General features: G+C 70.8%; 20 protein-coding genes. 6 read left to right on the top strand and 14 right to left on the bottom strand.

Features of this window, described 5'->3' with window-relative positions; translation table 11 throughout:
• Positions 1-25 precede the first annotated feature (25 nt).
• Positions 26-724, top strand: coding sequence for a response regulator (locus tag OG295_RS03290; protein WP_371681088.1), 699 nt, complete (start codon positions 26-28; stop codon positions 722-724).
• A 15-nt stretch (positions 725-739) separates the two neighbouring features.
• Here the strand turns inward: OG295_RS03290 and OG295_RS03285 are convergent, their stop codons facing one another.
• From OG295_RS03285 to OG295_RS03265, 5 genes are all read right to left on the bottom strand, one after another.
• Positions 740-2,470, bottom strand: coding sequence for a GAF domain-containing protein (locus tag OG295_RS03285; RefSeq protein WP_371675446.1), 1,731 nt, complete (start codon positions 2,468-2,470; stop codon positions 740-742).
• Positions 2,471-2,544: 74 nt separating this feature from the next.
• Entirely contained in the window at positions 2,545-2,829 is a 285-nt protein-coding gene (locus OG295_RS03280; RefSeq protein WP_371675445.1) for a DUF1918 domain-containing protein, read from the bottom strand.
• Positions 2,826-5,138 (bottom strand): cation-translocating P-type ATPase, encoded by a 2,313-nt coding sequence (locus tag OG295_RS03275; RefSeq protein WP_371675444.1) that lies wholly within the window; start codon positions 5,136-5,138, stop codon positions 2,826-2,828. Before OG295_RS03275 ends, OG295_RS03280 begins: the two co-directional genes overlap by 4 nt.
• Positions 5,139-5,145: 7 nt before the next feature.
• Positions 5,146-6,009: a universal stress protein gene (locus OG295_RS03270; RefSeq protein WP_371675443.1), complete on the bottom strand. Its 864-nt coding sequence runs from the start codon at positions 6,007-6,009 to the stop codon at positions 5,146-5,148.
• Positions 6,006-6,914: a universal stress protein gene (locus tag OG295_RS03265; RefSeq protein ID WP_371675442.1), complete on the bottom strand. Its 909-nt coding sequence runs from the start codon at positions 6,912-6,914 to the stop codon at positions 6,006-6,008. Before OG295_RS03265 ends, OG295_RS03270 begins: the two co-directional genes overlap by 4 nt.
• Positions 6,915-7,164: 250 nt before the next feature.
• Here OG295_RS03265 and OG295_RS03260 point away from each other — a divergent pair, with 250 nt between their 5' ends.
• The 4 genes from OG295_RS03260 to OG295_RS03245 are packed head-to-tail and all read left to right on the top strand — an operon-like array spanning position 7,165 to position 9,576.
• The gene (locus OG295_RS03260) at positions 7,165-7,833 is read left to right on the top strand and encodes a CBS domain-containing protein (RefSeq protein ID WP_371675441.1); all 669 of its coding nucleotides are present in this window, start codon (positions 7,165-7,167) and stop codon (positions 7,831-7,833) included.
• Positions 7,834-7,866: 33 nt separating this feature from the next.
• A complete protein-coding gene (locus OG295_RS03255; protein WP_371675440.1) occupies positions 7,867-8,736 on the top strand; it encodes a universal stress protein in 870 nt (289 codons plus the stop codon).
• 45 nt (positions 8,737-8,781) lie between these two features.
• On the top strand, positions 8,782-9,414 hold the full coding sequence (locus tag OG295_RS03250; RefSeq protein WP_371675439.1) for a CBS domain-containing protein: 633 nt from the start codon (positions 8,782-8,784) through the stop codon (positions 9,412-9,414).
• A 9-nt stretch (positions 9,415-9,423) separates the two neighbouring features.
• On the top strand, positions 9,424-9,576 hold the full coding sequence (locus tag OG295_RS03245) for a BON domain-containing protein (RefSeq protein WP_371681087.1): 153 nt from the start codon (positions 9,424-9,426) through the stop codon (positions 9,574-9,576).
• A 463-nt stretch (positions 9,577-10,039) separates the two neighbouring features.
• On the opposite strand, the gene OG295_RS03240 is transcribed toward OG295_RS03245, so the two are convergent.
• From OG295_RS03240 to OG295_RS03220, 5 genes are all read right to left on the bottom strand, one after another.
• Positions 10,040-10,324: a dsRBD fold-containing protein gene (locus OG295_RS03240; RefSeq protein WP_371675438.1), complete on the bottom strand. Its 285-nt coding sequence runs from the start codon at positions 10,322-10,324 to the stop codon at positions 10,040-10,042.
• A gap of 18 nt (positions 10,325-10,342) precedes the next feature.
• On the bottom strand, positions 10,343-13,021 hold the full coding sequence (locus OG295_RS03235; RefSeq protein ID WP_371675437.1) for a cation-translocating P-type ATPase: 2,679 nt from the start codon (positions 13,019-13,021) through the stop codon (positions 10,343-10,345).
• Positions 13,014-13,361, bottom strand: coding sequence for a hypothetical protein (locus OG295_RS03230; RefSeq protein ID WP_371675436.1), 348 nt, complete (start codon positions 13,359-13,361; stop codon positions 13,014-13,016). The genes OG295_RS03235 and OG295_RS03230 overlap by 8 nt, the downstream gene beginning before the upstream one ends.
• Before the next feature lie 111 nt (positions 13,362-13,472).
• On the bottom strand, positions 13,473-13,973 hold the full coding sequence (locus tag OG295_RS03225; RefSeq protein WP_371675435.1) for a flavodoxin domain-containing protein: 501 nt from the start codon (positions 13,971-13,973) through the stop codon (positions 13,473-13,475).
• 43 nt (positions 13,974-14,016) lie between these two features.
• Positions 14,017-14,319, bottom strand: a complete 303-nt coding sequence (locus OG295_RS03220) for a hypothetical protein (RefSeq protein ID WP_371675434.1) — start codon at positions 14,317-14,319, stop codon at positions 14,017-14,019.
• 107 nt (positions 14,320-14,426) lie between these two features.
• Between OG295_RS03220 and OG295_RS03215 the strand changes: the two genes are divergently transcribed.
• Positions 14,427-14,810 (top strand): GAP family protein, encoded by a 384-nt coding sequence (locus tag OG295_RS03215; RefSeq protein WP_371675433.1) that lies wholly within the window; start codon positions 14,427-14,429, stop codon positions 14,808-14,810.
• 127 nt (positions 14,811-14,937) lie between these two features.
• Here the strand turns inward: OG295_RS03215 and OG295_RS03210 are convergent, their stop codons facing one another.
• From OG295_RS03210 to OG295_RS03195, 4 genes are all read right to left on the bottom strand, one after another.
• Positions 14,938-15,384, bottom strand: a complete 447-nt coding sequence (locus tag OG295_RS03210) for a universal stress protein (protein WP_371675432.1) — start codon at positions 15,382-15,384, stop codon at positions 14,938-14,940.
• An 85-nt stretch (positions 15,385-15,469) separates the two neighbouring features.
• Complete coding sequence (locus OG295_RS03205) at positions 15,470-17,869, bottom strand: glycoside hydrolase family 65 protein (RefSeq protein WP_371675431.1); 2,400 nt, start codon at positions 17,867-17,869, stop codon at positions 15,470-15,472.
• Positions 17,866-18,624 carry an HAD family hydrolase gene (locus OG295_RS03200; RefSeq protein ID WP_371675430.1) on the bottom strand — a complete coding sequence of 253 codons (759 nt, stop codon included), beginning with the start codon at positions 18,622-18,624 and terminating at the stop codon, positions 17,866-17,868. Before OG295_RS03200 ends, OG295_RS03205 begins: the two co-directional genes overlap by 4 nt.
• The gene (locus OG295_RS03195; RefSeq protein WP_371675429.1) at positions 18,621-19,298 is read right to left on the bottom strand and encodes a helix-turn-helix domain-containing protein; all 678 of its coding nucleotides are present in this window, start codon (positions 19,296-19,298) and stop codon (positions 18,621-18,623) included. Before OG295_RS03195 ends, OG295_RS03200 begins: the two co-directional genes overlap by 4 nt.
• Between the last annotated feature and the right edge of the window lie 14 nt (positions 19,299-19,312).

Raw genomic sequence — 19,312 nt, 5'->3', positions numbered from 1 at the left:
GGACCGGACCGAGCCGGGGGCGATCATGTCCGACGATCCGAACGCCTCCGCTGAGGCGCCGATCACGGTGTTCCTCCTCGATGACCACGAGGTGGTCCGGCGCGGGCTGCGAGATCTTCTGGACGCAGAGCCGGATATCACCGTGGTGGGCGAAGCCGGCACGGCTGAGCAGGCGCTCGCCCGCGGGCCGGCCCTCCGCCCGGACGTCGCCGTACTGGACGTGCGGCTGCCTGACGGCGACGGCATCAGCGTCTGCCGCGAGCTGCGCTCACGCATGCCGGGTCTCACCTGCCTGATGCTGACTTCGTTCGACGACGAGGACGCCCTGCTGGACGCGATCATGGCAGGGGCCGCCGGCTACGTCCTGAAGCAGATCAAGGGATCCGACCTCGTCTCGGCGGTGCGAACGGTCGCCACCGGCCAGTCCATGCTCGACCCCGCGACCACCGCCCGCCTGATGCACTCCCTGCGCGACCCGGAGGCGGCGAAGGCCCCGGAGGACGCCCGCCTGGCGGCTCTGTCCGAACGGGAGCGGGCCGTCCTGGAACTCATCGGCGAGGGACTCACGAACCGGCAGATCGCCAAGCAGCTCTACCTGTCCGAGAAGACGGTCAAGAACCACATCTCCCGACTGCTGGGCAAGCTCGGAGTGGAGCGGCGGGTTCAGGCAGCCGTGATCGCCGCCCAGGTCCACGAGCACGACGCCGGGACGACCAGAGCGTAGGCACGCCGGGGCCGGTCACTGCGGCGGCTGGACGAGAGGTACCCGCCACTCCAGGCGAGTGCCCGGCTCCCCGCCGCCCCGCGCTGCGACGTCCATCTGACCGCGGAGTCCGGCAGCGCGTTCTGCCAGGTTCCGCAGTCCGCTGCGCCGGCCGCCCGCAGGCAGGCCCATGCCGTTGTCGGTCACGGTGACGGTCAGGTTTCCGTCGGCTGCGGCGATCGAGACCTCCGCGCGCGTGGCCTCGGCGTGGCGGGCGACGTTGGTGAGTGCTTCCCCCACCACGGCGAGGGCCTCGTCCGCGACGGACGGCGGTACGTCGGTGTCGATCAGTCCCTCCGTCCGCAGGGCCGGGGCGAAGCCGAGCGCCGCCGAGGCCTCGTCCAGGGCCTGGACCAGACGGGAGCGCATCTTGGACGCCTCGCCGGGGGCCTCGTGCTCGCGAAGTCCGAAGATGGTCGATCGGATGATCTTGATAGTGGTGTCCAAGTCGTCCACGGCACGCGCGAGGCGCTCGGACGCCTGGGGGTGGTCGACGAAGCGCTGGGCGCTCTGGAGGGTCATGCCGGTGGCGAAGAGGCGCTGGATGGCCAGGTCGTGCAGGTCACGGGCGATGCGGTCGTGGTCCTCCAGCAGGCTCATCTGCTCGGCGTCGCGGCGGCGGTCGGCGAGCTCCAGCGCGAGGGCGGCCTGGCCCGCGAACCCGGGAAGCGCGGCGACTTCGGCGATTGCGAACACGGGGCGACCGTGGCTGCGGGCCAGGATCAGGACGCCGCTCAGTCTTTCCTTGGTGCCGACGGTGACGGCGACCGCCGGGCCGAAGCCCGTCCACCTCTCCGGTTGCACGGTGACGCGCTCGTCGGTCGCCACGTCGGTGACCGTGATGAAGCCGTCGCGAGCCAGCGCGGCCTCGGCGAGAGTGCCCTGGACGCTGGGCAGGATGATGCCGCGGTGCGCCTCGGCTCCCTCTCCGAGAGCGAGGGAGCCCCTGAGTTCACCGCCGGGGCCGAGCAGGTAGAAGGCGCCCATGTCCGCGCGCGTGATGTCCTTGGCCCGCTCCAGCATGCCCTGGAGGACCTCGTCCTCGGCCGCTCCGGAGAGCAGAGCGCTGGTGATGTCGGAGCTGGCTTCCAGCCAGCGCTCGCGCAGCCGGACCTCCTCGAAGAGCCGGGCGTTCTCGATGGCGATGCCGGCCGCGACGGCGAGGGTGGACAGGACCGCCTCGTCCTCGGCGTCGAATTCGGCCCCGCCGCGTTTCTCGGTCAGGTAGAGGTTGCCGAAGACCTCTTCGCGGACCCGGATCGGGACGCCGAGGAAGGAGTGCATCGGGGGGTGGTGGTCCGGGAACCCGTACGAGGCAGGATGCTCGGACAGCTCCGAGAGCCGCAGCGGCTCGGGGTGGCGGATCAGTTCGCCGAGGATGCCGTGGCCGGAGGGCAGGTCCCCGATCTGTGCGCGGAGACCGTCGCTGATGCCGACGGGAAGGAACTCGGCCAGCCTTTTGTCGTCCCCGATGACGCCGAGGGCCCCGTACTCGGCGTCCACGAGCACCACCGCGGCTTCGACGATGCCGCGGAGCACCTGCGGCAGGTCGAGTTCCCGGCCCACCGACATGACGGCCTCGAGCAGACCGTTCAGCCGGTCCCGCGTGCCCCTGACCTCATCGATGCGTACCTGGAGTTCGTCGAGCAGCTCGTCCAGCCGCAGCCGCGGAACATTACTTCGGGCGGGCGGATCACCTGGGCTCATGCCCCACCTCCGGCCGGCGACGTGGCGAGAGGGCCACCGTTTCCACGGTATCTCCGGCCGGGGAGCCTTCCCACTCAGCGAGAGGCGATTGCGCCGTACGGCCTCGCATCGTGGCGCGACGTACCGGGGCCGTCGTGCGGGTGCCTGATGTGGGCGTCCGGGCCGGGGAAGAACACGGTGGTGCGGCCGGTGTCGGACCAGCGCACGTCGTACGGCGGCGTGCCGTCCTCATGGTGCAGGGCGATGACTTCGCCGTCACGGCCGGGCGTGCCGACGGTCGGGCCGCCCACGACGATCCGGTCGCCCACCTCGGCGTGGATTCCGTGCCCGTACGCAGGTGAGTGCGCGTTCATGGTCATGCCTTTCTGTGGAATGCGCCCCGCAGGAGCCGGGCGGTGACGAATGCGGCGAGGGCAGCGGCGGTGGCGAGCCCGACTCCGGACCGGCCCACGGCCTCGGTCTCCAGCAGCGACTGCAGAGCGGGGACGTGCAGGGCTGCCAGGGCCAGCAGGGCGGAGCCCGCCACCGAGGCGGGGAGGAAGAGGTTCTTCCTGGTCAGCAGCCGGGTCCGCAGCCCCAAGGCCGCTCCCAGCTGGGCGCCGAGGAGGGCGAGGAAGAGCACGCTCTGCCAGGGCAGGCCCGTCGCGCGCGCGGCAAGGGCGGCGAGCAGACTGGCGGCTGTCACGGCCGAGGCCAGGAGCAGCAGCCGCTGCCATGCCCCCGCAGCCAGGATGTGCTGTTCCGGCGGTCGGGGCGGGCGCCGCATTGCCGCAGGTGCGGCGGGCTCGGCGCCCATGGCGACGCCGATGTCGGCCTGGCGCAGGGCGGGGCCGTCGTTGACGCCGTCCCCGGTCATGGCGGTCACGGCGCCCCGGGCACGCCAGGCGTGGACGATGTCCAGCTTCTGCTGCGGATCGGTCCGGGCGAAGACGCGGACCCCTGTCAGGTCGGTGTCCGGTTTTGCGGCCAGCTCGGGCCCGGTGACGACCGCATCGGCGGGACCGTCCTCGACGAGCCCGATGCGTACGGCGATTGCGTGGGCGGTCGCGGGGTGGTCGCCGGTGATCATGACCGGAGTGATGCCGGCGGCTCGGCAGGCTGCCAGGGTGCCTGCGGCTGCCGCTTTCGGCGGATCGCTGATGGCGATCAGGCCGAGAAGGCCCAGTCCGTGTTCCGCGTCCGCGGCGGGCAGGCTCCAGTGGAGCCGTTCGGCCCCTGCCACCGCCAGCACCCTGAAACCGTGTGCGGCCAGCTCGGCGGCCTGCCGGCGGGCCTGGCCCAGGACCTCGGACGGCTCGGCGAGCACCGTGGGAGCCAAGACCGCCTCGGGCGCCCCTTTGAGGCAGACCAGGACGTTGCCGTCGGGCAGATGGTGGAGGGTGCTCATCCGTTTACGCGAGCTGTCGAATGGTGCTTCTCCGATCCGGGGACAGGCCCGGTGCAGCTCGGCAGGGTCCGGGCAGCCCGCCTTGGCAGCGGCTGCCAGAAGGGCGGCCTCCATGGGATCGCCCACGGCCGCCCACACGTCATGGCCGCTCCGTGGCGGTTCCGGGCTCGCGTCGTTGCACAGGGCCGCCGTCGTGAGCAGCTCTTGCAGCGGGCGAAGCTGCTCGGGCGTCAGGGAGCGTCCGGAACGGGTCAGGGTTCCGTGGGGGTCGTATCCGCTGCCGGACACGGCTGCTGCTCCCGACGGCGTCCACACGTGCTGGACGACCATGCGGCCTTCGGTGAGGGTGCCGGTCTTGTCTGTGGCCAGCACGCTCACCGAGCCCAGCGTCTCGACCGCCGGCAGGCGTCGGACCAGGGCGCCGCGAGCAGCCATGCGACGGGCCCCGAGGGCGAGTGCGAGGGTGACGACGGCGGGCAGGGATTCGGGCACCGCGGCGACGGCCAGGCTGATGGCGGTGACGGCCATCGTGCTCACGCCGAGGCCGCGTACGAGGCCCATGGCGAAGAACAGCACGCACAGGGCGAGGGTGGCGGCGGCCAGAACGCGGCCGAGGGAGGCGAGGCGGCGCTGGAGCGGGGTCGGCCCGTGGTCCCCGTCCAGGAGCGCTGCGATCCGGCCGAGGGCACTGGAGGTTCCTGTTGCCACGGTCGTTGCGACACCCCGACCGCGCACCACGACGGTGCCGGCGCTGACCGTGTCACCGGCAGTCTTCGCGAGGGGTTCCGATTCTCCGCTGAGCATGGACTCGTCCATCAGGAGAGCGGACGCCTCGGTGAGCTCGGCATCCGCGGCGACGATGTCCCCCTCGCTCAGCAGCAGGCTGTCACCGGGCACTACGAGCGCTGCCGCGACCTCGTAGGCGGCACCGTCACGCCGTACCCGGGAGTGAGGGGCCGAGAGAGCGGAGAGCGCCGCGACCGCGCGGTCCGCCCGGACTTCCTGGGTTACTCCCACGGTCGTGTTGAAGACGACCACCAGACCGATGACGACGGCGTCCGGGTGGTCACCGATCGCGATGGTCAGGAGTGCGGCGCCGAGCAGCACCATGATCAGCGGATCGCGCAGCTGCGCCAGCACCCGACGGTGGAAGGGCGTGGGCCTCGGGGGTGCCACTTCGTTGCGGCCATACCGGGCCAGTCGGCGTTCGGCCTCGGCCTGCGTCAGCCCTGTCGGGGCCGAGGAGCCGACGGACGGCGTGTCGATCGCGCGGCTGGTCATCGCGGTGTCATCCGGTGGGGACGGTGATCACCGGGCAGTGCGCACGGTGCAGGAGGCCGTGGACGACGGATCCGATCCGCATGCCGGTGTATCCGCCGCGACCGCGGCGGCCCACAACGACGGACAGGGCGTGCTCGGCGGCCCGGGCCAGTTCCTCGACCGGGTGGCCGGTGAGGACCTCGTGCGTCACATGCACGTCCGGGTACTTCTCGGACAGGCCGGCGGTGGCCTCTGAGAGCAGGGTGCGCTGCGCCCGCAGCGCCACCTCCTCGTCGTCCGGCATGATCAGCGGCGGCTGCCACACGCAGATGACCCGCAGCCCCGCTCCGCGAAGGTCGGCCTCGTCGAAGGCGAAGCCGAGCGCGGCGGTGGCGGACGCGCTGCCGTCGATACCCGCGACTACATAGGGAGGCTGCTGGCTGATGTGCTCGGCGTCGCCCACGACGACGACCGGGCAACGGGCCTGGGCGGTGACGGGAACCACGAGCGAACCGGCGCTGAAGAACTCGGCGGTGCGGCTCAGGTGCCGGGAGCCGAGGACGATCATGCGGGCCTCTCGCGCCGCGCCGCCCAGGACAGGGGCGGGGAGGCCGCCGAGCAGGTCACCGGTGACACCCACCTCGGGGTGGCGGTCCCGCACCCAGTTGCACGCTTGTTCGAGTCTGTCGGATCCTGCCCGCCTCAGGGCCATCTGGCGGGGCGTGTCATCGACGTGATGGGTGTCGTGCTGTGGCGGTACCGCGAGCACGAGGCGCAGCGGGAGGCGGCGCCGTTGTGCCTCGTCGGCTGCCCAGGCCAGGGCAAGGTGCCAGTCCCTGTCCGGGTCGATGCCCACGACGACGTCACGGCTTCCTGCCGGGTGGAGGGTCATGACTGGCTCCCGAAGTCGCTGCCGGTCCGGGGGATGAGGAGGACGGGGCAGTGGGCGTGGTGCAGCAGGCTGTGCGTGGCCTTGCCCAGGTTGGGGGCGAGCCCGAGTGGCCCTGGGACCCGGCGGCCGCCCGTGACGAGCAGGTCTGCGTGACGGGAAGCCTCGACCAGGACACCGGCCACGGAGATGCTCTTCTCCGCATCGGCCTGGATCTCCAGGTCGGGGAACTCGCCACCGACCACGTCCGTGACGGCCGTCAGGATTTCTGCGTGCCCGCTCGCGATCTCGTCGACGCCGTCGAGCATGCTGACCACTTCGCCGACGGACTGGAGCACGTTCCACACGTGCAGCAGCCGCAGCGAGGCCTTGTGCAGCTCGGCTTCCTTGGCGGCGTACCGGGCGATCAGGAGGTCGTGTTCGTCGCGGATCGCCGCGAGAACCGTTCCGGTCTCCTCGGCCCCGTCGATGCCCCGGACGACGACGACGGGGGTCATGGCGGTGGCCGCGGTGCCCAGCCCGACCGAGCCGAGCATGAGCGAGTTGAACCCGCCCAGGCCGCGGTTGCCGACCACGACCGTGCCGTGGAGTCCGCCGGCCCGGTGCAGACTGTCGACGGCGCCCGCGCGGCTGAATTCCGTGGTCACGGACAAGCCGGGGTACTCGGCCGACACGGCCTTCGCCGTCTCGTCCAGGAGCGCCTGACCGTTGACGCGGACCCGTTCGATGGACTCCGCCGACAGGTACAGGGCCCTGCCATCGGTGTCGGCGCCGTAGACGATGTGCAGCGGACGGTCCCGGCGTACGGCCTCCTTGGCGGCCCACAGCGCAGCGACGCGCGCCGGCTGCGACCCGTCCACGCCGACGGTGACCGAGCTGGTATCCGGGGTACGGAATGTGCTTTCCACGATTCCTCCCAACCGAGGAGCCGATGAGGGGCACCCCTCACGCTGGCACCATCGCCGCTTTGGGAAGAGGGCCGCCCGGGACCGCCGACGGGACCAAAGGTCCCCATCGTCGCGGCCCGGCACCTCGGGCCCCTCCGGGCCCCCGGGCGGGCCCGTTCGGCCCTCGATCCGCCGGTGGTCGTCGGGGGATGGTGGGCACATCCGCACCGGACATCAGCCTCGCGGCACGGCGGAGCAGGAGGAGGGTCTCATGAAGCATCTCAAGGTGGCGGACCTGATGTCTGACGAGGTGGTCTCCGTGGTTCCGGGCACCGGCTTCAAGGACGTCGCGAAGCTCCTCGCCCAGTACGACATCTCCGGTGTCCCTGTCCTGGACGACGAGGACCGCGTGGTGGGCGTCGTATCGCAGACGGACCTGCTGGCCCACACAGTGCCGGGGTCCGATCTCTCTGAGCAGGGCATTGCAGCGACTGGGCCCCCTACCGCGGGTGACGTCATGTCCGCGCCCGCGGTCGCCGTCCACGCCGAAGAGACAGTGGCTGACGCCGCCAGGCTGATGACCCGCCGGGGTATCGAACGGCTCCCCGTCGTGGACGTGGAGGACCGGCTCGTCGGCATCGTCACCCGCCGGGACCTGCTCCGCATGTTCCTGCGCCCGGACTCCGAGATAAGCCGACGTGTCACCGGCGAGGTCCTCACGGAGGTGCTCGGTGTGCCGGCCGGCGATGTCGAGGTCCATGTGGTGGACGGCATCGTCACCCTGGACGGCCAGGTCGGGCGCCGGAGCCAGCTCCCTGCACTGCTCAGCCTCGTCGAACAGCTGGACGGGGTCGTCGCTGTGGCAGCACACGTCACCGCCCGCACCGACGACACGGCAGGCATACACGCGGACCAGGCGCGGCGCGCAATGCCGTGGTGATGAACGCCGGACCGCACGAAGGGAATCGCAGCCATGAAAGACCACGTGACCGTCGGCGTCGACGGCTCTCCGGAGAGCCGTGCGGCAGCACGCTGGGCCGCGCGGGAGGCCGTCCTGCGGGAGGTTCCGCTGCGCCTCGTGCACGCCGTTGACTGGCCGTTGGACCCGGTGTTCCCCGGCTTGGGCCGCCAGGACGTGGACCGCTGGGCGGACCAGGCCCTGACCGAAGCCGCGCAGGAGCTGCACGGGCGCCACCCGAACCTGGAGGTCACGACCCGCTGCCTGAAGGCCCGGCCGGCAGCCGCCCTTGCGGCAGAGGCCGCCGACGCCGGGCTGCTCGTCCTGGGATCGCGTGGCCTGGGCGGCCTGGTCGGTTTCACAGTCGGCTCGGTGGCCATGTCCACCCTGGTCGCGACCGACACGCCGGTCGTCCTCGTTCGTATCGCCGACGACCCGGACGGGCCGCGCACCGGCTCCGGTGCCGAGGTCGTCGTAGGCGTCGACATCCACGAAGCGTGCGACCGGGTACTCGCTTTCGCCTTCGAAGAGGCGGCCCGGCGCGAGAGCCCCTTGCGAGCCGTGCACGGCTGGAAGATGCCGGCCGCCTACAGCTACGTCCCCTTCTTCGACCCGGACAACGAACGGGACATCGGCAGGAGCGTCACCCACATGATGGACGACATGCTGCTGCCATGGCAGCACAAGTTCCCCGACGTGAACGTCAGCCACACCGTGTTCAGGGGATCGGCGGGCGAGCATCTCGTCCGGGCCTCGCAGGGCGCGGGACTCGTCGTCGTGGGACGCCACGTGCGCCGCTTCCCCCTCGGTGTGCACCTCGGCTCGGTCGCCCACGCGGTCCTGCACCACGCGGCGGCCCCCGTGGCCGTCATCGCCCACGACTGAAGGAGCGGAAAGCGGTGAACGGCCGTTCCATCGAGGAGGAAGACCATGAAACACCTGCGCAACGTCGAGGACGTGATGACGCACGCCGTGATCTCCATCGACCGGGGGACCGCGTTCAAGGACATCGTGGAAGCGCTGCGGATGTGGAACGTCAGCGCGCTCCCCGTCCTCGCCCCGGACGGACAGGTGGTCGGTGTCGTCTCCGAGGCCGACCTGCTGCTCAGGCCCCAAGGCACCGACACGGCCCACGACACCACCGCCGAGCAGCTGATGACCCGCCCGGCCGTGACGGTGACGAAGGACGCCACCATCCCTACCGCGGCGCGTTTGATGGCCCGCGGGCACCTCAAGCGCCTTCCCGTAATCGACGGCGGCGGCCGCCTCGTCGGCGTCGTCAGCCGCGGCGACCTGCTCAAGGTCTTCCTGCGCCCGGACGAGGACATCGGCGCCGAGATCCGCGAACTGATCATGCTCCAGCTGATGCCGCACGTTCCCGCCGAAGGGCACGTCCGCGCGCACGGTCCCGTCGAGGTGCACGTCCACGTCGCCAACGGCATCGCCTACCTCAGCGGGTCTCTGCCGGACCCCGCGATGGAAGACATCGTCGTACGCGCCGCCGGCACCGTACCGGGCGTCGTCGACGTCAAGGCGGACTTCACCGCCCACTTCACCCCCTGAAGGCCCGCCATCACCGTCGAAGTCGACGACGGCCTGGTGAGGCTCAGTGGCACCGTGCCGCAGCCCGGACTGCTGCCCGTGATCGTTCACCTCTGCCAGAGCGTCGATGGCGTCGTCGACGTCGACAACGGACTCACCTGCGCCGTGGCCGATCAAAGCTGAGCGGCCCGCAGGGCCGGTCGGTCGAGCGATGCGGGCACACGTCCGGACGGCATTCCCGCGGCCGCATCCGGATCCAAGGCTTCCGGCGGTCCCACCCCCGTACGCGACTTCGGTTGGGCCAACCCGATACCGGATCGCGGCTGGGCCGTGTTCGAGACGGTCTCGCCACTTCGATGACTTCCCATCCCTTGGAATGGCCGGAACTGCGGTGGACGGTGCGCGACCCGGTCGCCGCCATGGGACACGTGCAGATGGTCGGCGGCTCCCGCTCAGGGCGCGAGGTCTCTGCGCCGGAGCACCATGTGAGCCAGAAGAACCACCAGTTGCGGATCGTGCTGCATCGCCCGCACCAGCCCGAGCCGGCCCGTACCTCTTGGTCAGGCCGCTCAGCTCGATCGCCGGCCCGTCGCCCATGGGTCCGGTCTGAGCTCGCTGCCGGGCTCTCTGCCGGAGATCCGCCCGCTCACTCAAGGGCGTACGCCGTGTGCGGAGCGTGCTGCGGTGCGGCCCCGGCTGCTGCCATGTCGCCGTAGGCGGTCCGCCTGAGCTGCTCCGCCAGGTTCTCCAGCGCCCGGGCGGCCGCGAGTTCGTCGCCGATCTCGGGCACGTCCTTGTCCGTCGGGTTGCAGCGAGCGGTGCCATGGCCCGTGAGACGAGTGGTGCCTGTGTCGAGCTCGACGCGGACCTTGGTCGTGTGCTCTTCCTCGAAGAGGTAGACGTGGGTCTTCCATTCAGACGTGTGCGACATGGTGTGCCTCTGGTCGGATCAGGAGTAGCGGTGGTGCCGGCGTCGCGCCCAGCGTCGGATCTCGTCGCTTCCCCAGACCAGCGGCGGGAAGGCAGCGATGAGGAGGACGACGTCCAGCGGGAGGGCGGCCGTGCCGAAGAGGTTCTGGAGTGGCGGCGCGTACACGAGCGTCGCGGTGAAGACGAGTTCGAAGGCGATGCCGGCGAGCAGCAGTGGGTTGGTGAAGAAGCCGATGTCGTGCAGGGCCGCGTGGTCGGTGCGGGCGGCGATGGCCGTGCCGACCTGGCAGGTGACGATTCCCGCGAAGGTGGCGGTGGTCGCGGTGAGGTAAGCGTGGTGCAGGGGGGTTCCGGGTCCGGTGGGGTCGCCGGGGTGCCAGCCCGCACGCCACAGCACGTAGAAGAAGGCGGTCATGACGAGGGCGGCGGAGACGGTGCCGAGCCAGCCCCAGCTGCGCACGAGCATGTCCTTGTTGATCACGCTCTGGGAACCGGGCCGGGGCGGTCGGGACATGATCCCCGGCTCGGCGCGCTCACGGCCGAGGGCAAGGGCCGGCAGGGTCTCGGTCCCCAGGTCGATGGCGAGGATCTGCAGGACGGTCAGCGGTAGCGGTACGGACCCTGCGGAGAGGGCGAACACGAGGAAGGGCACGACCTCGGGGGTGAGGTGGGCGAAGATGTAGACGATGAACTTCCGGACGTTGTCGTAGACACGGCGGCCCGACTCGATCGCGGTGACGATCGTGGCGAAGTTGTCGTCGGTCAGGACCATGGTCGACGCCTCGCGGGCGACGTCGGTGCCCGAGAGTCCCATGGCCACGCCGATGTGAGCGCGGTGCAGGGCCGGCGCGTCGTTCACTCCGTCGCCGGTCATGGCCACGATCTGGCCGTGTGCCCGCAGGGCATCCGCCACTTTCAGCTTGGTCTCGGGCGAGGCACGGGAGAAGACGATCTCCGTACCGTCCTGGCGCAGGAGGTGGTCGAGCTCGTGGTCGTCGATCGCCTCGGACTGGGCGACCACTTGGAGGTTCGGTGTACCGATGCCGACGGCGCGGGCCACGGCGGCGGCGGTGGCTCCGTTGTCACCGGTGACGATGTGGACGGTGAGGCCCGCTTCGTGGCAGCGCCGGACCGCGGCGGCGACTTCCGGGCGCGGCGGGTCGTACAGGCCCACGAGCCCGAGGAGGTGCAGGTCCCGCTCGACGTCCTGCCGCCGCCAAGGCTCTGCCCCGGTCCCGGGCGGCAGTTCGCGTACCGCGACGGCCAGCACCCGCATGCCGTCCGCCGCCAGAGTGTCGGCGGCCCCCTGGGCCTCGCCGGTCGGCTCTCCTTCGGCCAGCAGTGCGAGGACGGCTTCGGGGGCGCCCTTGACGGTCACCCGTGGCCTTCCGCGTTTCCCGTCGTGGATGACCGACATGCGCCGCAGGCGCGGGTCGAAGCGGAAGGAGGCTCGTCGGTGGGCGTCCCGGTCGGCCAGGTCAAGGGGCGCAGTGTGCTGTGCGGCTCCCTCCACCAGCGCGATTTCGGTCGGGTCGCCTTGCAGCGTGCCGTCGCTCTCACGGGTGACGGTGGTGCACCGGGCGGCGGCCCGGACCAGTTCGGCGGTCTCCGAACCGCTTGCCGCCTCGTACGGCGGGGTCCATGTGGAGTGGAGGCGCATCTGGTTGCGGGTGAGCGTGCCGGTCTTGTCGGTGCAGATGACGTTGGTGGATCCGAGGGTTTCCACGGCGCTCAGCCGCTTGACCACCGCGCCCTGCCGGGCGAGCACCCGTACGCCCACGGCGAGGGCGAGGGTGATGGTGGGCAGCAGTCCTTCGGGCACGTTGGCGACGAGCAGGCCGATGGCGAACATCAGCGAGTCGGTCAACGGCAGGCCGACCGCGACTCCGGTCACGAGGAACACGGCCCCCATGGCGACCGCGACCGCTGCGATCAGCCAGGCGACCTTCTTGACCTGCTGCTCCAGTGGGCTCGGCTCTCGGCGGGTGCGCTGGCTGAGAGCGGCTATCCGGCCGAGCTCGGTGTGGTCGCCGGTGGCGAAGACGATCGCCTGTGCCTGCCCCTCGGTGGCAGTGGTACCGCTGAAGACGAGGTTGGGCTCCTGCAGCAGGGAAAGGCCTTCCAGCCCCGGGCCGGCAAGACGCTCGACCGGGGTGGACTCGCCCGTCAGCATGGAGAGGTCGGCCTCGATTCCTCCCTCCGTCAGGCGGGCGTCGGCGGGTATCCGCTCGCCTTCGTCGAGGGCGATGAGGTCTCCGGGGACCAGGTCACGGGCCGGGACGTGCTGTGCCTGTCCGTCGCGGATCACCTGGGCCTGCGAGGGAAGATAGCGGGCCAGGGTCTCGACGGCTTTCTCGGCCTGCCGTTCCTGTACGAGGGCAAAGCCGACGTTGACGAGGATGACCGCGACGATCGCCCAGCCGAGCACCGCGATGGCGGCGGTGAACGCGAGTGCTGCAGCGGCCCACAACAGCAGAGCCAGCGGGTGGACCAGTTGCCGCAGCAATTCTCTGAAGACGCTCGTCCGGGCGGTGCGGCGGACCTCGTTGGGGCCGTGGACGGACAGCCGCCGTGCCGCCTCCCGGCTCGACAGGCCCAGGGGGCCCGTATGCAGTTCGCGGCGGAGCAGGGGAAGAGGTTCCAGGGGATCCGAGACGGTGTCCGGTGCGAGGTCCGGGCCGTCGGCGGTCTCAGTCACCGCCGGCTCCCTGGCCGGGGGGCGCGGCGGCCGAACTGCCTTTTCCGTCCACCCACACTCGGACCGTGTCACCGTTCCGGGTCCCTGCCGGAACGGTGATGGTGTCGGTGTGCGGGCGCTGCGAGGGGTAGTGCCACGTCGCGGTCGCCACGGTTACCGGCCGACTGCTCGGCTGGTCTCCCGTTCGGTAGCCGGTCCCGGTGATCGTGGTGGCCGCTACGTTGTGCCGGTGGCGTGCGATGTTCTCGGCGGCGCGGTGGCCGTCCGTCCAGGCGGCCCGCCCGAGGGCGATACCGGCGACCACTGCCAGCAGGCAGGTCAGCGCGAAGGCGGTATGCATACGGGTCCGGGTACGGTCGGCATCCCGCCTGAGCGGGTTGGCCCCCGTCACTTTCGTCCGGTGGTGCATGGCACGCCTCCGTGCTGGTGCGTGCCGAGCCGGGCCGTCCCTTCAGGCGGCGACGAGCTCGGCGCCGATGTGGTGGGCCCACTTCTGGATCCGCTCGGGATTGCGGAAGTCCCCGCCTTTGCCCTGACGGGTCAGCGCCTTGGCGAGGAATCCAGGGGTGTGGGCTGTCGCGCTGCCGCCGAAGGTCATGTGCTCGCGCGCTCCGACCAGCTGCATCTCCCGGGCGACCGCCGAGACCGGGGGGATGTCGTGTTCCTCGGCCGAGCGGTCGAGAGGGCCGCTGCTGAACATCCACACCGGGCGGTGCCGCAGGGAGTCGGCGTTGCGTTCGGCGCAGTGCCTGGCCTTACTGCTCCAGTGGCCGGCGTAGAGGGAGCCGCCGAGGACGACGGCGTCGTAGGCGCGGACGTCGTGGACATCGTCTGCGGGCAGCACGACGGCGTCGAGACCGTCCTCGCGGAGGGTCTTGCCGATCTGTTCGGCGATGCCTGCGGTGGCGCCGTGCTTGGTGCCGTAGGCGACCAGGACTCGCTTGGTGCTCATGGCGGGTGCTCCTCGGTTCCATGGTGCGTTGCCGATGCCACTGTCACTCGGCCGACGGCTCCCGCGCGTGGGCCGGACGGATCCCTGCGGGGACCATTCGGTCCTCCCCGCAGACGGCCTTGCGACGCTTGGCGCCGATCCGTACGTCGATGACGGGGTTCAGGCCGGGGTCCTTGAGGCCGGGCTTGAAGACGGTGTACTCGTCGGGGTCCGTCTGCCCGCTGCCGACCGTCTCGCCGGGCCCCCGCCCGAGCCGTACAAGACTGCGCAGCCTGACTGCCGGCGCATCCTCGTCGCCGTGCGGCAGGCTGCCGGGCCAGTCACGGCTCGGAAGGTCGGCGAGCACGGCAGACGCATGAGAGCGGCGAGTCCGGAAGGCGCCAGGACTCCTGCTCGGGCTCGGGCAGCATCGAGCGGCAGGAAAAGCGTCGGCCCGCGGAGTCCACGGAGGCTGTGCTACTCGTGCGGCAGCCCGCCGGAGGAGCTCTCATCGTGCTCGGGGCACATAAGTGGTGGAAGCGCCCGCGCGCCAGTGAGCAGGCAGAGCCACCACGCTGGATGGCCTCGCTCGACGACGCCACGGCCGGACGGGCGTTGCTTCTCGGTGCGCTGCTGTCGGGCGCCAACCCCAAGAACCTCGTCCTGACGGCATCGGCCGCAGCCTCGATCGTCGAGGCAGGCGTCCACGATGTCGGCCTCGCCGTAGCGGTCGCCGTCTTCGTGCTCATCGCCTCCTGCACCGTGCCGGGAGCCGTCGGCATCCATCTCGCCGGAGGGCAGCGCGCCGCAACGTCCTGGACACCGCCAGACGGTTCATGGTCACCAACAGCACGGTGACGCTGTCCGGTCTGGGCCGCTGAGACTTCTTCACGATAGAAGGAGCTGTACTGCCTCTGGCCGGCAAACGCGATCGCGCAGGGCCTGACCGTGGCTCCGTCTCGATATCCCGGCGCCTGCGGTGGGGCTACTCAACGGGCACGTCCGCCCGAACGATGGTGATCGGGCACGGAGCGTGAAGCGCCGCTTGCTGGCTCACCGAACCGAGCAGGGCCCGGCTGAAGCCGCCGCGACCGCGGCTGCCCACGACCAGCATGTCCGCACCCTTTGCCGCATCCACCAGGACATCGACCGGATTGCCGCGCACCAGACGCTGGTGCACGGAGGCGCTGCCCTCACCGAGGACCGTGCGGACCTCCTCGACCAGGCGGCGTTCTGCGTCCTCCTCGTCGAATGTGGCGTCTACCGCCGGAGCCGACCACGATGCGGCACCGGGCAGGTCCCACGCCGCGACCGCCTCTACTCGCCCGCTCACCAGCCCCGCGTACCGGACCGCCCAGCGCAGCGCGGCCTGGGACGAGGGTGATCCGTCGACGCCCACAACGATGCGCGGAGCCTCATGCTGCCTGTCCATTCCGTTCACCCTTCCAAACTGCTGATACATCCACAGTGTGCGCTTCGCGAACGCACCGCCACGCGGGCATGCGGTGGTTTCGATCTCAGCCTTTGGGGAGCCGGAACCACCGCTCCTGGCCTGGGGCAATGCCTTCGTACCGGTCACCAGGCAGGACCAAGGGCAACGGTCCCAGGAGCGACGAGGGCACGCTGACGCCGAGTCGGCCGGGCCGGAACCGGATGCGGACATCTCGGTGCCCGAGGCAGGAAATCGAGAACGACGATCCGGGCACTTCGGAGAGGGGCACCGGGTCGACGTGCAGGCCGTCGTCGCGGGGTTCGAGTCCGACGATGCCCCGCTCGACGAGGTCGAGGGTGCCGGCCATGGCGCCGAGGTGGATTCCCTCACCGGTGGTGCCGCCCTGGACGTCGGTGATGTCACTGAGCAGGGCTTCCTGACAATAGCGCCAGGCGTTCGGGCCCTGTTCGCGGGCCAGTACCCAGCCGTGGACGAGGCTGCTGAGCGTGGAGCCGTGGCAGGTGCGCCGCAGGTAGTAGTCCACCGTCCTGCGCCACAGGGCGTCGTCGAGGCGGTATCCGAGCCCAAGGAACAATTGTTCGAGTTCTGCGGGCTGCATGAGGTACCCGAGCATGAGGGCGTCGGCCTGCTTGGACGCCTGATAGCGGTTGGGCGTGTCGCCTTCGGTTTCCAGGATGCGGTCCAGGCGGCGGATGTCGTGGTAGCGGGCTCGGTATGCGTCCCAGTCGAGCTCGGCGAGGTCCCCGTAGCCGTGGAACTGGCTGATCACATCGCGATGGAACGGCACGTACAGGCGGTGGGAGACGTCCTCCCAGACGCCGAGGTCCTCGGGGCCGATGCCGAGCTGCGTGAGGAGTTCGGCGCGTCGGGCCGCCGGGAGTTCCGTATACAGGTTGAGGGCGCGGGACAGTACCCACGCGGCGGTGACGTTGGTGTAGGCGTTGTCGTCGATGCCCGGAGCGGCGGCGTCCGGATAGGCGTCGTGGTACTCGTCGGGTCCGACGACGCCGCGGATCCGGTAGCGGCCGAGGCCGGCGTCCCACGTCGCCGCGTCGGCCCAGAAATGGGCTATCTGCAGGAGAAGTTCGGCTCCGGGGCCGTGCATGAAGCCGGCGTCGCCGGTGGCCTGCCCGTACTGCCACACGTTCCAGGCGATGGCCGACCCGATGTGGTGCTGAAGGTGGGAGTGGTCCGGCAGCCAGCGGCCGGAGCGCGGATTGAGGTGCAGCCGCTGCGTTTCCTCGGCTCCGGAACTACCGCTCTGCCAGGGGAACATGGCGCCCTTCGCCCCGGTTCGCCGAGCAGCCTCCCGTGCCGCGGGGAGTCGTCGGTGCCGGTACAGCAACAGGGCGCGAGCTGTCTCGGGGACATGAAGGGCGAGGTAGGGCAGGACGAACAGCTCGTCCCAGAAGATGTGCCCCCGGTAAGCCTCGCCGTGAAGACCGCGGGCGGGGACCCCGGCATCGAGCTCCGCGGTGTGCGGCGAGAGGGTCTGCAGCACGTGAAAGGCATGCAGGCGCAGAACCTTGCCGGTCTCACCGGGTACCTTCAACTCTCCTTCGCTCCAGAGGCGCCGCCAGGATGCGCGGTGGGAGGCCAGCAGGGAGGGGAAGTCCGGGGCATGTGTGGCGCAGTCGACGCTCCGCCGCAGGGGATCGGCCGAGGGGCGGTCCAGCGAAGTACACAGGGCGGCGGTCTTCACGACGACCACTGGGGCGGCTCGCTTGATCGGCAGGATGAGGGTCTGTGTGGCGGTGGCGGCTGTGCATGCCCGGGCTGCCGGCGCCAGAGGACGTGCTGAGGTCCGGACTGCGAGCCCGATCCGTACCCGGGAGGTGGTGGTGGTGCAGGACAGCCAGGCGGTGCCCTCCGCCTCCACTCCGGCCCGGTGCCCGACGAGGTGGCGCCCGGCCAGGGCGCGGTAGCGGTCGACTCCCGCGTTGGTGACGTCTCCGTCGAGTACGGACTCGATCTCGATGCTGCCGCTCCAGCCGTACGCTCTGAACACCGTATTCTGCGCGCCCAGGTTCGGGTCGCCCATGTGGACGAGGCGGGTGTGGGTGACGCCCAGGCGGCGGCCTTCGGGATCGTGGAAGAGCATGCGGCGGGTGAGCGTTCCGGCGTGGAAGTCCAAAGAGACGTGGCTGTGGCGCAGGGTCCGGTGGTCGGGTGTGAGCCAGTCGCCGGGCGGTGCGCTTTCGGGCAGGCAGCGGTACCGCAGGGCGGTCCAGTCGGGTAGTCGGACCATGTCCTCGTTGGAGACTGTTCGACCGTCGATGGTGGAGGCGAGCCGGTTGTAGCAGCCGGCGAGGTAAGTGCCCGGGTAGTGGATGTCGTCGGCGGTGCTTTCGGGGGCGGAACCGCGGGTGGCGAAGCGGCCGTTGCCCAGGGTGCACAGGGACTCCACCAGCCGCTCGGTCTTGGGGTCGTAGCGGGGGTATTCCCAGCGCCAGGCGGTGGTCACGTGCGCCGGCCTTCGAGTGCGGCAGGTAGGCCCCCGAGGTCGGGGAGGACGAGATCGGCGCCATGCGCGCCCAGCGCATCCCTCATGTGCGGGTCGTCCTCGCGGTTGAGTCCCACCACCAGGCGGAAATGACCCCGGTGCCCCGCCTCGACGCCGGCCAGTGCGTCCTCCACCACAGCCGTGTGGTCGGGGGGTACGCCAAGACGGCTGGCGGCTTCGAGGAAGAGGGCAGGGGCGGGCTTGCCCGGAAGGTCCAGTGCGGCCGCGTCCTGGCCGTCCACCAGGGCGCCGAAGTAGCCGATGAGCTCTGTGGATTCCAGAAGGGAGCGGGCGTGCCGGGAGGCAGAGACGGCTGCGCACCGGATCGCCTTCTGCCGCAGCTCCCGGAGCGCCGGCCGCACGTCGTCGAAGGCACGGACACCGTCGGTCCGCAGCATCATGGAGAAGACCTCTTCCTTGCGGGCGGCGACTGCGTGGACGGTGGCGCACCCCGGCGGATCCTCGGGAGTTCCGGGTGGGAGGCCGATGTGACGGGCACTGAGGAAGGCGCGTACGCCGTCGAGACGGGACCTGCCGTCCACCAGGTCCCGGTACTCGCGGACGGCGTCGAACCGGCGCGATCGTGCACCGGTGTGCGATGGCTCCCACTCGGGGAGGCAGCGGTCGAAGGTCTCCTTCCAGGCGGCCGCGTGGCGGTCCGCCGTGGCGAGGAGCACTCCGTCGGTGTCGAAGACGACCGCGCGCAGGTCGCTCATGAGTCGTGCACCACACGACGGCCGGTGATTCGGAAGGGGGTGAGCTTCATCCAGTGGCTGCGCGGGCCGCCGGCCCAAGGTTGGGAGCGGGCAGTGGTGTTGAGGTGCTGAATCTCGTGCGGGTCGGTGACGGAGGCCAGTTCACCCACGGCCAGCACGTTCCAACCGGTGGCGGTCACGTCGTCGATGTTGTCGATCTCGAAGGCGACTTCGGTACCTGCCGCTCTGGCCGTGACGGCTTCCGCAGAAGTACGGAAGGCGATGTCGGCCCCTGCGGAGAGGTAGTTGACGGGAAGCACGGCGGGGCCTTCGGGGGTGAAGATGGCGATGCGGCCGACGCCGTGCGTATTCAGCAGCCGCCGGCATTCGGTCTCGTCCAGCGGTACGAGCGCACTGTCGCGCCGGGCGGTGGATCGCCCGGCGACCCGGTGGGCGCCGGCGCCGGTCAGGTCGCCGACGGTGAGACCGAGAGCGTCGGCCACCCGGACGAGAGTGCCGATGGCAGGACTGGCGGCGTGCTCCTCCAGGTAGGCGATGTACGTAGCGTCGGCGCCGCACCGCCGGCCCAGTTCGTCGCGGCTCAGGCCGAGGGCTTCGCGGCGAGCCGCCAGACGGCGGCCCAGATCGGTGCGTCCGGCCGCCTCGCCGGAGTGCTGGGGATGGGTGCTCGGCATGCTCTTCACGGTAC

Origin of the sequence: Streptomyces sp. NBC_01276, from assembly GCF_041435355.1 — a bacterium.
In the GTDB taxonomy this organism is placed as follows: Bacteria; Actinomycetota; Actinomycetes; order Streptomycetales; family Streptomycetaceae; genus Streptomyces.
The sequence above is the reverse complement of the archived record's forward strand: the minus strand, read 5'-3'. Positions and strand labels throughout refer to the sequence as shown.